The following is a 13,592-nucleotide window of genomic DNA, read 5'->3' as shown; positions in this document are numbered from 1 at the left end:
TTGATGAAAAGAATATTAATTACAGGAGGAGCCGGTTTTTTGGGTAGTCATTTATCGGAAAAACTTTTAAATGAAGGCAACGAAATCTTATGCGTTGATAATTTTTATACTGGCTCTAGAAAAAATATACATCACTTACTGGATCATAAGAATTTTGAATTAATGCGACATGATGTAACACATCCATTATTTGTGGAGGTGGACCAAATTTATAATTTAGCATGCCCCGCAAGTCCAATTCACTATCAGTTTGACCCAGTACAAACTACTAAAACAAGTGTTTTAGGGGCTATTAATATGCTTGGATTGGCAAAAAGATTAAAGGTGCCTATACTCCAAGCAAGTACAAGTGAAGTCTATGGAGATCCTGAAATACATCCACAACCGGAATTTTATAGGGGGAATGTGAGTACTACTGGTCCAAGAGCTTGTTATGATGAGGGTAAAAGATGTGCTGAAACTTTATTTTTTGATTATTACCGTCAGCATAATGTAGATATCAAAGTTATAAGAATTTTTAATACTTATGGACCAAATATGAATCCAAAGGATGGAAGGGTTGTGAGTAATTTTATTATGCAGGCATTGCATAACGAGGATATAACGATTTATGGCGAGGGACATCAAACTCGTAGCTTTTGTTACGTTAGTGACCTAATAGATGGAATGGTGAAAATGATGAATTCTCCCAGTGGTTTCACGGGTCCAGTTAATATTGGAAATCCAAAAGAATTTACCATGTTGGAACTTGCGGAGAAAATTGTTGAATTAACAGGAAGTAGAAGTAAACTAAAATTTCAAAATTTACCAAAGGATGATCCACGTCAAAGACAGCCAGTCATTGATTTAGCCAAAAGAAAATTGGAGTGGAATCCGAAAATTAATTTGGAGGAAGGCTTGAAAAAAACGATTGACTATTTTGCTAAGCTAGAAGAATGAAAAATCAATTATTGATAATCTTTGAATGTGCTTTGGATATGGAAAAGAATTATAAATGTGTATCTCTAATAGCAAGGGAAAATAGAGGTTAAATCATTAGTTGAATCTGCTTTCATCAGTGCTGCTTTCATTAATAATTAGCTTAAAAAAATTATATCCCTTAGAGGAAAATAGTTGAATTGATTAATAAAAAGGAAAATTGGAAATTTTCTGAATTGGAAACCCTTGATATTAATTCTTATAACAGGGATTTAGAGGCTAAGGAAATAAATATGAACGATATAGCAAGGGTTAAGGTAAGAACTACGCATCGACTGATGCCGGACTCTTATAGAGATAACCGTATAACTGGCAGCATAGTACTAATGGATGAAAATATTAACGAAACCGTAGCAGCGGGGATAAATGTATGAAAATGACTCGAAACTTTCATAAAATTTTGGTAACAGGGGGTGCAGGCTTTATTGGTTCCCATGTGGTGAGATTATTGGTTAATAAATATCCAGAATATCAGATTTATAATTTGGACTCATTAACCTATGCAGGAAACCTGGAAAACCTTAAAGACATTGAAGAGAAAAAAAATTATCATTTTATAAAAGGTGATATTACTGACGCTGATTTTATTCATAACCTGTTCGCAGATTATGCCTTTGATGCAGTGATTCATCTTGCTGCTGAGTCGCATGTAGATCGGTCTATTTCCGATCCCCTTTCTTTTGTAAGGACTAATGTAATTGGCACTATGAATTTATTAAATTCTGCTAAAAATAATTGGGTTAGTGATTTTTCTGAAAAAGTATTCTATCATATAAGTACAGATGAAGTATATGGTACTTTAGGAGAAGAAGGTTTTTTTAGAGAAGATACCCCTTATGATCCAAATTCTCCATATTCTGCTTCAAAAGCTAGTTCAGATCATTTTGTAAGGGCATATGGTGAAACATATGGTCTGCCATATATAATTTCAAATTGTTCCAATAATTACGGACCTAATCAATTTCCAGAGAAATTAATTCCATTATTTATAAATAATATCATTAAGAAAGAAAACCTTCCCGTATATGGTGATGGAAAATATACACGGGACTGGTTATTTGTTAAAGACCATGCTGTAGCGATAGATCTTCTTTTACACAAGGGAGCTATTAAAGAGACATTTAATATTGGCGGTTTTAATGAATGGCAGAATATTGAACTTATTCAACTTTTATGTTCTGTAATGGATCGGAAACTTGGAAGAAACAAGGGAGATTCTGAAGAATTAATAACATTTGTGAAAGATAGGCCTGGGCATGATAAGCGTTATGCTATTGATGCTTCGAAAATCAATTCAGAACTAAGATGGAGGCCAAGTGTCACTTTTGAAGAGGGAATTGAAGAAACTATAGACTGGTATTTGAAAAACGATAAGTGGCTGGAGAATGTAACTAACGGAGATTATCAGAAATATTATCTAAAACAATATAAGTGATGAAAGGAATTATTTTAGCAGGAGGAACTGGAACCAGGTTGTTTCCAATAACCATAGCTGTGAGTAAACAATTATTACCTGTTTATGATAAACCAATGATTTACTATCCTTTATCGGTTCTAATGCTTGCAGGAATAAAAGAAATCCTTTTTATCACTACTCCTCATGATCAGGATGCTTTTAAGAAACTTTTAGGTGATGGGTCTCAAGTAGGGTGTAAATTCGAATATGAGATCCAGGAGGAACCTAATGGTTTAGCCGAAGCATTTATCATTGGAGAAAAATTTATTGGTAATGATAGAGTTGCATTGGTGTTAGGTGATAATATATTTTATGGCAATGAATTTGGTAAACTTCTAAGAAGTAAGACAGAGGTTGATGGAGCATCAATTTTTGCTTATCCAGTTAAAGATCCACAACGATACGGTGTAGTGGAATTCGATGAAAATAAAAAAGCTTTAAGTATTGAAGAAAAGCCAGATAAACCTAAATCAAAGTATGCGGTACCAGGATTATATTTTTATGATAATAAAGTTATCGAATATGCTAAGAAAGTTAAGCCTTCTGCAAGGGGGGAAAAAGAGATCTCTACTTTAAATCAAATGTATTTAGACAAAGGAGAATTAGAAGTGGGCGTTATGACTCGGGGAATGAGTTGGTTTGATACAGGGACTGTTGAATCTTTAGATGATGCTACAGAATTTATTAGAGTTTTACAAAATAGACAAAGTACCATGATTGGTTGTATTGAAGAGGTTGCCTATCGACATCAATTTATTAATAGTAACGAGTTAAAAATAGCTATTGAAAAATATGGGAAAAGTAAGTATGGGGAATATTTAAAAAATATTATAGAACTATAATGAAAGTAGAGAGACTAATAGATCTTCCAAAGATAGATGACTATAGGGGAAATTTATCCTTTTTTGAAAGCGAAAACCATATTCCATTTAAAATTAGAAGAACTTATTGGATTTATGATGTTCCGGGTGGCGCGATGAGAGGAAGCCACGCTTTTAAAGAATCTCAAGAATTTATTGTAGCACTTTCAGGCAGCTTTGATGTGATTTTAAATGACGGCAAGCTAGAAAGAAAATACCAGCTAAATAGATCCTATTATGGATTATATATTCCGAATTTACTTTGGAGAAGTTTGGAGAATTTTTCTACCAATGCATTAGCGATTATTGTATCGTCTATATCCTATGATCACAATGATTATATTCGAGACTTTGAAAAGTTTAAACTATTCCGACATGAGATGGGAAAATAATACTGTGTTTGATTGTTCTGTTATAGAAATTTCCAAAGTACACAATGTGGCTGGAAATATTACTATTATTGAAAATGAAGATAATATTCCCTTTGATGTTAAAAGAATTTATTATTTATATGATGTACCCGGAGGGGAATCTCGAGGAGGGCATGCTCATTACGAATTAGAACAATTTATTATTGCCGTTAGTGGTAGTTTTGACGTTATACTGGATGACGGAAAAATAAAAAAGGTTGTTTCTCTAAATAGGCCAAATCTTGCCCTCCATATAGTACCCGGAATGTGGCGTGAACTCGATAATTTTTCTTCAGGGGCGATATGCTTAGTTTTGGCCTCTCACAAATATGATGAAAAAGACTATGTGAGAGATTACAGTAAATTTAAAAATTTAAAATGATACATGAAACAGCTGAGGTTTATTCAGATAAAATAGGGGAAAATACCGATATATGGCAATTTAGTGTGGTACTTAAAGAAGCTGTTATTGGGAAACATTGCAATATTAATTGCAACGTTTTTATCGAAAATGATGTTATTGTTGGAGATTATGTTACAGTAAAGTCAGGAGTTCAGTTATGGGATGGTCTTAGAATAGAGGATAATGTTTTTATTGGCCCGAATGTAACTTTTACGAATGATTTAATACCGAAATCAAAGCATTATCCTGAACGTTTTCTCAAAACGTATATTGAAGAGGGAGCATCTATTGGTGCTAACTCAACGATTATTGCAGGAAATACCATAGGTAAATTTGCACTTATTGGGGCTGGGAGTGTAATTACAAAACCAATCCCCCCCTTCTCTCTATGGTATGGTAATCCAGCCAGTCACAAAGGTTTTATAACACGGGAGGGAAAGATTTTGGACTTGAACCTTACCGATGAAAATGGAAAAAAATATAGTACTCAAACCGGAGAACCTCTGTTATTATGATAAAATTTCTTGATTTAAAAGCAATAAATGATCAATACCGCCAGGAATTAATAAAAGCTGCTTCAAGAGTTATAGAATCCGGATGGTATTTGCACGGAGAAAACTTAAAAGAATTTGAAACTCAGTTAGCAGATTATATTGGAACTCCTAATGCTGTTGGAGTTGGGAATGGATTGGATGCGTTGCGTTTAATTTTCAAAGCATATATAGAACTTGGTGTTATGCAGCAGGGTGATGAAATAATTGTGCCCGCTAATACATATATAGCTTCGATTCTAGCAATAACAGATAATGATTTGAAACCGGTCTTGGTAGAGCCAGATATTAATACCTTCAATCTCGACATTGATAAAATTGAAGCTCATATTTCCAAAAGAACTAAGGCTATATTAGTAGTGCATCTTTACGGCCAAGTTTGTTGGAGTGAGCGCTTGGAAGAGATAGCAAATCAATATAAATTAAAAATAATTGAAGATAATGCACAGGCAATTGGCGCTGAATTTCAATATAAGAATGGAGATATCAAACTTTCCGGAAATTTAGGCGACGCGGCAGGCTTTAGTTTTTATCCTGGCAAAAATCTGGGTGCATTAGGGGATGCAGGAGCGGTAACAACTAATGATTCAAAATTGGCTGAAGTTGTTAGTGCTTTAGGGAATTACGGAAGCATAAAAAAATATATTAATGATTTTCAGGGCTTAAATAGTAGATTAGATGAAATTCAAGCAGCCTTTCTAAATGTTAAATTAAAATTTTTAAAACAGGAATACGAGGCTCGGAGGACAGTGGCGGATTTTTATCTCGCTAATATTAAAAATAGCAATATAATTTTACCAAAGGTTTTTGATAGGAAAAATCATGTTTGGCATCTTTTTGTAATCAGATGTAAAGTAAGAGATAAACTGCAAGAATATTTGCTAGAAAGAGGTGTCCAATGCTTGATTCATTACCCGATACCTCCTCATAAACAAACGGCTTATAAAGAGCTTAATGAACTTTCTTTTCCAATTACTGAATCAATACATCAAGAGGTTCTTAGTCTTCCCATGAGTCCAGTTCTGGAAAAAGAAGAATTGGTGAAGATCGTAGATACTATAAATGAATTTGAATAAGAAGCCTCGTAAGAAATACTTTGGATATCTGTTTTCCGTTGATGCCATTAAATATGAAATTAATTGTGAGCCTGATTGCCGACGACCAATCCATTCCGAGGTGAAAGGAAATAGGAAAATAGATGTCTATTGCCACTTCGGTTTTACTCTTTGAGAATATAATAAATTAGGATATATATATTCCAAGCTAGAAGTAAAACCTCTAAAATTTATATTGAGGAATAATGTAAGCTTTAATACCTTTTATATTTTCGATGATTTCTTTTAAAATATGGAATAAGAGTACTGTGAGGGAGTAACTATGATAGAGCCTGTAGAGCTCATTAAGTAATTCTTCTGGACATTATTAGTGCTCTTCGGCCTATCGAAAACGGGTCTGAAATATTTACAAAATAACACATTACAATGCTTAAAAGGTTTAGGAGTTGGAAACAAATATCTTAGGTGATCGTTCAATAATTAATAAAAATTTCCTGATAAGGTCGTAAAACCTGGGGTAAAAGTTAAATTTTCAAATATATATAATGAACTCTAATAGAATAGATATTTCTAATTTGAATAATCAACAACCCTTAGTATCCTTTTGCTTGATGACCTACAATCAAGAAGAATTTATTGAAGAGGCTTTGTCGGCAGCTTTTTCTCAAGAATATCCTAACCTTGAAATCATTATTTCAGATGATTGTTCCAAGGATAGGACTCAGGAAAAAATTAAGGAAATTGTTAGTAGCTATAGCGGAGAGTACAAAATTATAGTCGATAATAATAGTTCAAATGAGGGTTTGGCTTCAAACTTTAATAAAATCGCGAGCCTTGCAAATGGAGAATTCATAATAATAGCAGCAGGAGATGATATTTCTTTGCCTGATAGGACTGAAAAATCTGTTAAGTACATGCTTAACAATCCGAATTGTCTAATTGCAGATTTTCATGTGGATTTCATTGACTCTAAGGGGGTAGTTACCAAATGCAAAAATAAACTCTCTGATCTTCAATTTAATAAGAATGATTTATTTAATGGTGAGGTCCGAGGGGTTCGAGGATGTTCAAGAATTTACAGAAAAATGATGTTTTCAGTTTTCGATCCTTTGAATCAAAATTGTCCCACAGAAGACTCACCATGCGTATGGAGGGCTCTAATCCTTGGGAACGTTGCTGTTCTAAAAGAAAAAACTGTTTTGTATCGAAAACATCCAGCTAGTATATCTTCTCCTAAGAATATGTATAAGTTAAATATAAATAAGATTATAAATCAGTATAAAAAAGATATAAGAAAAGCATATTCTATTGGTATAATTTCTAAAAGGGAATACAGAAAATTTTTAAATACCGCTGAAAGGGAAAGAATGTATAGGGAAGTTTTGCGTGCCAGGAAATTTACAGCAAGTTTATTTAAAATCTGGAAGGTTAAAATTTTAGGTTAAAAATGAATAAAATAAAAGAAATCTTAAAAAACACCTTTGATTCATTCTTTTACTTCTTTGGATATCTTAGGTATAGAATGTTAATCGTATTTTTCCTAAGTCTGTCAGTAGGAGTTCTAGATGGTTTCGGTTTAGCTATGTTCATTCCTTTACTTCAAATGTTCGGAGAAAGTGGTGAAGCCGACGGTGATTTAGGTAAACTACAATTCTTGCCTGACCTTTTAACGAGCTGTGGAATTCCTTTTAATGTTATAACAGTTCTTATGTTAATTTTAATATTCTTTGCGTTCAAAGGTTTAGCTAAATTTTTGCAAACCTATGTAAATGTCATTTACATGCAATTATTTATGAGGATTGTTAGAGTCAGAAATATTCATCTTATGAACACATTCTCTTTTTCCCATTTTGTTACTTCAGATAGTGGCAGAATTCAAAATACATTTAGTGGAGAAGTTGAAAAATTAAATATTGCTTTTTCATCCTATATGAAATCCTTTCAACAAGCCATTTTAGTACTGGTTTATTTAGTCTTAGCCTTAGGCTCTAATTTCAGTTTTGCTTTAATGGTTGGTATAGGTGGTGCAGGAACTAATATTCTATTCAAATTTTTATATAAAAAGTCTAAGTCGTTGTCAAGAGAAATAACAAATGAAAATCATACTTTTCAAGGATTGCTAATCCAGCATGTAGCTTTTTTTAAATATTTAAAATCAAGTGGACTAAATATAAAGTTTTCGGAAAAATTAATTAGAAGCATAATAAGGATTGAGGGAATTCAAAGAAGAATAGGTTTCATAAGCTCCATAATGTTAGGTGTAAGGGAACCTTTAACAATCTTTGTTGTTGTGATCGCAATGATTTTGCAAATTAAGTTTTTTGGTACTAATATCGGTACGGTAATTCTTAGTTTATTATTGCTATATAGAGCATTAACATTTTTAATGGCCATGCAGGCAGATTGGAATAGATTTTTAGCTGTTTCGGGATCATTAGAGAATATGAATAATTTCGTTACAGAATTAAATAAAGGGAAGGAAAGCAATGGTTTAAAGCTCGTTGAAGGTCTCAAGACTAAAATATCTTTAAAAAATGTATCGTTTAGTTATGGTGATAAGCAAATTCTAAACTCAATAAATATTGATTTAAATAAGAATGAGACTATTGCCCTTGTAGGTCAGAGTGGTTCAGGTAAAACAACATTAATGAATATTTTGACGGGACTTATAATTCCTGAGAAAGGAAAGTTGCAAATTGATGGTATTGATTATAAGGATTTAGATTTATATAGCTTAAGAAATAATATTGGGTTTATTTCTCAGGAGTCACCAACATTTAGTGATACCATTTTTAATAATATTACGTTTTGGGATGAACCATCAGAATTGAACAAGAAGCGATTTTTATTTGCTATTAAAAAGGCTTCTATTTTTGATTATATAATGCAATTACCGGATAGGGAAAATACTTTTATAGGCAATAATGGAATTAATCTGAGCGGTGGACAAAAACAGAGGATTGCCATTGCAAGAGAACTTTATAAAAAGGTAGATTTATTATTTATGGATGAGGCAACTTCAGCACTAGATGGGGAAACAGAGGCTTCAATTCAAAAGAATATTGAGGAGTTGCACGGGGAGTATACTATAGTAATGATTGCCCATAGATTAAGTACTATTAAAAATGCAGATAGAATTATTTTATTGAAAAACGGGCAGATTTCAGCTTCAGGTTCATTCAATGAATTAATGCAAAGCTCTCCGGAATTTCAGAACATGATCAATTTACAGGAGTTTTAAAATAGAATTATTCTAAAATATTAAAAATGTCAAAAATTAAAACGGATTTATACAAGCATTTTGTAAAAACCGGAAGTCTATTTTCTTCTGATTTTACAAATTATCTTATCAAGGATCCTATTTTATTATACTATTCAGATTTCAGTAAAAACTGGGGAGATTATATTAATCCGTTTTTAGTCAATAAAATTACAGGTAAACGAGTAGTTTCCTACAAACGGATATATAATGTTAAGAATAAACAGAAGCTTTTCGGGGTTGGAAGTATTTTACATCACCGGGGACTCGAAAATTCAATAATTTGGGGATCTGGATTTATTTATCCTCCAAAAAAATTACATGGTAAACCATCTCAGATATTGGCACTGAGAGGAAAGAAGTCAGCAAAAATTTTTGAAGATTTTGGAGTTTCTCACAACGGTGTGTATGGTGACCCAGCATTATTATTTCCAAGCTTTTATAATCCGGTTGGTGAATTAAAATATAAAATTGGAATCATACCTCATTATTCAGAATTGGGAGATTTTAAAAATAGTCAAGTTCTTTCTGAAAATAAGGATGTTAAGATTATAAGTCCAATGGTTCCTAAAAATGAGGTATATAAAATAATTGATCAAATAAAAGAATGTGAAATAGTCATTTCGAGCTCTCTACATGGTTTGATATTGGCAGATTCATATCAAAAACCTTCTTTAAGGTTTAATTATTCAAATAAACTGGTCGGAGGAAATTTTAAATTTGAAGATTATTATAGTGGAGTGGGTTTAAAAAACCATAATACTATTCAAATCAATGATGTTAATAAAATCGCATTCCAAGAAATTTATGATAAATGCAGTATAAAGGAATTAAAATTTGATGGTAAAAAACTAGAACAGGTTTTGGTGAATTATATCGAGGAAAAAGGTTAGTTTTTTTAAAACAAATTATTTATACAAGATTATGAATAAAGGGAAAATTTTAGTGGTCGTAGGTTCATTCAAAATTGGGGGTGCAGAAAAAATGGCAATTGTAATTGGAGAGGAACTGGCCAACAGAGGTTTCCTGGTTAATTATGCAATTCAAAAACCTATTTTTCAAATACCTCATGAAATTGAGTCAGAACGAATTCATATTTTGAATAAAAAGAAAGATAGTGGGAAATATTATCATCATTTAAATAATGTCATACAAATAAAAAGACTCGCTAAAAAATTTAAGCCAGATGTAGTTATAGGACTAACATATTTTAGTAGCTTTCTTTCTTGTTTTACTTTATGTAATAATATTATTGGAACATTCGATGTTAACCCTTACGCTCTAGGTAAAAAGCGACATCGAATCGCAGATTTTGTGTGTAGATGGCCAAAAGTAAAAAACATCGTGGGGCCCTCAAAAGGGACAATTATGGAACTTAAGGAAGCCAGGCCAAGGTTTAGTGAGAAATTCATAACGATATATAATTCTCTGGATTTCGAAAAGGTGGAGAATCTAGCAAATGAGGATATTCAAGAATCTTATTTAATTCAAAAGCCTTATCTCTCTGCAATGGGAAGACTTAGTGATCAAAAAAACTTTACTATGCTAATCTCAAGCTATGCTAAAAGTAATATTAACGAAATATATAATCTTGCCATAATTGGAGATGGACCCAAAAAGGAAAAATTAGAGAAACAAATTAAAAAATTAGGCTTAGAATCTAAAGTATTCTTAATTGGATTTAAAAGTAATCCATATCCTTATATTCAGCAATCTGAATTTTTTATTAATACTTCATCATTTGAAAGTTTCTGTGTTGTTATTCTTGAAGCATTGGCTTTGGGAAAAATGGTTGTTGCCACGGACTGTCCTTCAGGTCCTGGAGAATTGGTTCAACATGGTTATAATGGATATTTGACTGAGGTGAATAATATTAAATCTTTGGTTAATAGGTTAAATCATTTGTCTAATAATCCTCATATTATCAAAGAAAAGGGATTAATCGCAAAAAAAAGTGTGGATAAATTTAGGGTGGATGCTATTGGAAATAAATGGGAAGAATTAATTATTAAAGTCATTAATAAATATAATTAATGGTTAAGGCAGAATTAATGAAAAAAAAAATGATTATTCATTTAGGCTTTCCAAAAACAGGGACAAGTTATTTGCAGAAGAATATATTTACTAGATTGGATGGTGTTAATTACCTTGGAAGGTGGGATAATTCTTATTCAAATGGAGCTTTGGGATTAAAAAATTTCGTATCCTTTTTATTATTCATGCCTGAAGATGCATTTTTAAATAGGTTGCCACAAATGGAGGAAGTATTATTGAATAACCAATTGCATCTTGAAAAAAATGGGAACGGAATAACAAACATCCTTTTATCTGATGAAGCACTAATTTTTAGGACTATTGATCCTTTTGGCATTCGCTGGCATGGTAAATTTAGTGGTTGTATAGATCGATTATTAAGAAGGTTGAAAATTTTCGCAGATTATTCTGGTTTCGATTTGAAATTAATTCTAACCCTCAGACATCAGGCCGACCTAATTCATTCTTTGTATTGTGAACGCTATTATGTTTATCGAAAGATGTCAGATATTGATACATTTTCAAAATATCTTTCAACTGTTTTGAATTCTAAATTCTATGATTATGGAATTTCAAATTTTCAATACGATCTATTAATTAATAAAATACGGGGTTTTTTTCAGAAGGAAAATCTTTTAATACTTAAGTATGAGCATATGAAAAATGATCCTTTGCAATTTTATAAGAAATTGGTGGAATTTACCGGGTGCCATACCGATGTTCGAGAATTATTACCTAAAGTGGAAAAAAATATAGAAAATAGGAGAAAAATTGACCATAATAAAAAGATTGCTAATTTAGGATTTCATATACCCAAAATTTTTGAAAATTTAAATTCGTCAATTGTAGCTTTTCTTTATAAAGTAGGGTTAATCAAAAGTAATACAGTTTGGGAATATCGGCTTAAGAATGGTTTATGGTTTCATAAACCTAAGATTATAACAATGACCAAGGAGCAACGAAGAATGATTAACGATACTTTTGAGAAAAGTAACAGAATTTTAAGTCAAGATTATAAAGAATTTTTAGATTACGTAAATGAATAAGAATTTTAAAATATTAGACTGCACTCTTAGGGATGGAGGTTATTATACAAACTGGGATTTTGATAAAGATTTGGTTAAAATGTATTTTCAGTCTTTTAATGATCTTCCTGTCGATTATTTGGAAATCGGATATAGATCAAATCCAATGAATAAATATTTAGGAGAATATTTTTATTGTCCCGAATATATATTGAAACAAACTCGAGAATTAAGCAATAAAAAACTTGTCATTATTCTGAATGAAAAAGATGTGCGGGCAGAGCATGTGCCAGACTTATTAGGCCCTTGTAGGGGGTATATTGCAATGGTTCGAATTGCGATAGATCCTCAAAATTTCACTCGGGCGTTAAAATTAGCAGAGGCTGTTAAAAGCCTAAATTTCGAAGTGGGCTTTAACGTAATGTATATGTCCAATTGGTCAGATTATCCTGACTTTTTAAATCAGCTCGAAAATGTAAATGGTATTGCAGACTATTTCTATATGGTAGATTCTTATGGGGGCGTCTATCCTGATGATGTTAAAGATACTTTCAATATTGTTCGTGAAAAAACTGATGTTGACTTAGGATTTCATGGACACAATAATCTTCAATTAGGTTTAATCAATACTCTAACGGCTATCGAATGTGGTGTTTCGATTGTGGATTCTACAGTTACCGGAATGGGTAGAGGTGCCGGGAATTTAAGTACCGAATTACTTCTTACTGCACTAAATGCTAAGGATGTATTAAAACAAGTTGATTTTAATGCTTTAAGTAAAATTGTGGATCCATTTGCAAAAATGCAAAAAGATTATGATTGGGGTACCAACTTACCGTATATGGTTTCTGGGGCAAATTCTTTACCACAGAAAGAAGTTATGGAATGGGTAACCAAAAGATACTATTCTTTAAACAGCATTATTCGGGCGCTATCTAATAAATCTCTGGGTGTTAAGGATAATGTTGAGCTAAAAGAATTTAATACAAAAGGTGATAACTACAATGAAGCGATTATCATAGGAGGTGGTCCCAGCGCTTCGAATTTTTCAAAAGCTGTTAAAGAGTTTATTCAAAATAAACCTAATTGCTTTATTATTCATTCAAGTTCCAAAAATGCTAAAAAATATAAGGATGTAGATTGTTTGCAAATTCATTGTCTCGCTGGAAATGAGGGATATAGGTTGGAGGAAGCTTTACATGAGATTTCTGAAACGAATAAAATGGCAATCTTACCTCCCTATCCTCGCACCATGGGGACTTATATTCCATCAAACCTGGAAAAGGTATCCTATCAGTTAAATGAAATAACCTTTACCTCAAAGTATCTAGAATCTGTTACATCTTTAGCCTTTGAGATTCTGGTTAAAATGAAAATTAAAAGATGTTATGTTATTGGTTATGATGGTTATGATGGGAATATTTCGCCGCAGGAGATGGAACTATTTAATGAAAATGAATATTTATTTAATAAGATAAAAGAGAAAGGTATTAATCCAGTTGCTTTAACTCCTACCAAGTATTCTGAGTTAAATCAACAATCTGTTTTTTCATTAATATAA

14 protein-coding genes are annotated in these 13,592 nt (G+C 32.0%); all 14 read left to right on the top strand.

What is annotated here, in order from left to right; all coding sequences use genetic code 11:
* Positions 1–3: 3 nt before the first annotated feature.
* The 14 genes from GRFL_RS00530 (at position 4) to GRFL_RS00465 (ending at position 13,592) form a co-directional block, all read left to right on the top strand.
* Positions 4–939 (top strand): UDP-glucuronic acid decarboxylase family protein, encoded by a 936-nt coding sequence (locus GRFL_RS00530; protein WP_083642533.1) that lies wholly within the window; start codon positions 4–6, stop codon positions 937–939.
* Positions 940–1,118: 179 nt separating this feature from the next.
* Positions 1,119–1,352, top strand: coding sequence for an elongation factor 1-alpha C-terminal domain-related protein (locus GRFL_RS00525; RefSeq protein WP_083642531.1), 234 nt, complete (start codon positions 1,119–1,121; stop codon positions 1,350–1,352).
* Positions 1,353–1,354: 2 nt separating this feature from the next.
* Positions 1,355–2,413, top strand: a complete 1,059-nt coding sequence (rfbB, locus tag GRFL_RS00520; RefSeq protein ID WP_083645897.1) for a dTDP-glucose 4,6-dehydratase — start codon at positions 1,355–1,357, stop codon at positions 2,411–2,413.
* Positions 2,413–3,276, top strand: coding sequence for a glucose-1-phosphate thymidylyltransferase RfbA (rfbA, locus tag GRFL_RS00515; RefSeq protein ID WP_083642529.1), 864 nt, complete (start codon positions 2,413–2,415; stop codon positions 3,274–3,276). Before rfbB ends, rfbA begins: the two co-directional genes overlap by 1 nt.
* Positions 3,276–3,686: a sugar 3,4-ketoisomerase gene (locus tag GRFL_RS00510; RefSeq protein ID WP_083642527.1), complete on the top strand. Its 411-nt coding sequence runs from the start codon at positions 3,276–3,278 to the stop codon at positions 3,684–3,686. The genes rfbA and GRFL_RS00510 overlap by 1 nt, the downstream gene beginning before the upstream one ends.
* Positions 3,670–4,086: a sugar 3,4-ketoisomerase gene (locus GRFL_RS00505; RefSeq protein WP_083642525.1), complete on the top strand. Its 417-nt coding sequence runs from the start codon at positions 3,670–3,672 to the stop codon at positions 4,084–4,086. The genes GRFL_RS00510 and GRFL_RS00505 overlap by 17 nt, the downstream gene beginning before the upstream one ends.
* The gene (locus GRFL_RS00500; protein ID WP_083642523.1) at positions 4,083–4,622 is read left to right on the top strand and encodes an acyltransferase; all 540 of its coding nucleotides are present in this window, start codon (positions 4,083–4,085) and stop codon (positions 4,620–4,622) included. The genes GRFL_RS00505 and GRFL_RS00500 overlap by 4 nt, the downstream gene beginning before the upstream one ends.
* Positions 4,619–5,734, top strand: a complete 1,116-nt coding sequence (locus GRFL_RS00495; RefSeq protein ID WP_083642522.1) for a DegT/DnrJ/EryC1/StrS family aminotransferase — start codon at positions 4,619–4,621, stop codon at positions 5,732–5,734. Before GRFL_RS00500 ends, GRFL_RS00495 begins: the two co-directional genes overlap by 4 nt.
* Positions 5,735–6,258: 524 nt before the next feature.
* Positions 6,259–7,158 (top strand): glycosyltransferase, encoded by a 900-nt coding sequence (locus tag GRFL_RS00490; protein ID WP_083642520.1) that lies wholly within the window; start codon positions 6,259–6,261, stop codon positions 7,156–7,158.
* Positions 7,159–7,160: 2 nt separating this feature from the next.
* Entirely contained in the window at positions 7,161–8,954 is a 1,794-nt protein-coding gene (locus GRFL_RS00485; protein ID WP_083642519.1) for an ABC transporter ATP-binding protein, read from the top strand.
* A gap of 26 nt (positions 8,955–8,980) precedes the next feature.
* Positions 8,981–9,865 (top strand): polysaccharide pyruvyl transferase family protein, encoded by an 885-nt coding sequence (locus GRFL_RS00480; protein WP_083642517.1) that lies wholly within the window; start codon positions 8,981–8,983, stop codon positions 9,863–9,865.
* Positions 9,866–9,896: 31 nt separating this feature from the next.
* Positions 9,897–11,006, top strand: coding sequence for a glycosyltransferase (locus GRFL_RS00475; RefSeq protein WP_083642516.1), 1,110 nt, complete (start codon positions 9,897–9,899; stop codon positions 11,004–11,006).
* Entirely contained in the window at positions 11,006–12,052 is a 1,047-nt protein-coding gene (locus GRFL_RS00470) for a sulfotransferase domain-containing protein (RefSeq protein WP_083642514.1), read from the top strand. The genes GRFL_RS00475 and GRFL_RS00470 overlap by 1 nt, the downstream gene beginning before the upstream one ends.
* The gene (locus GRFL_RS00465) at positions 12,045–13,592 is read left to right on the top strand and encodes an aldolase catalytic domain-containing protein (RefSeq protein ID WP_083642513.1); all 1,548 of its coding nucleotides are present in this window, start codon (positions 12,045–12,047) and stop codon (positions 13,590–13,592) included. The genes GRFL_RS00470 and GRFL_RS00465 overlap by 8 nt, the downstream gene beginning before the upstream one ends.

It is taken from the genome of Christiangramia flava JLT2011 (genome assembly GCF_001951155.1).
GTDB lineage: Bacteria > Bacteroidota > Bacteroidia > Flavobacteriales > Flavobacteriaceae > Christiangramia > Christiangramia flava.
Note: the sequence above shows the minus strand (reverse complement) of the source record. Positions and strands in the feature narration are given on the sequence as shown.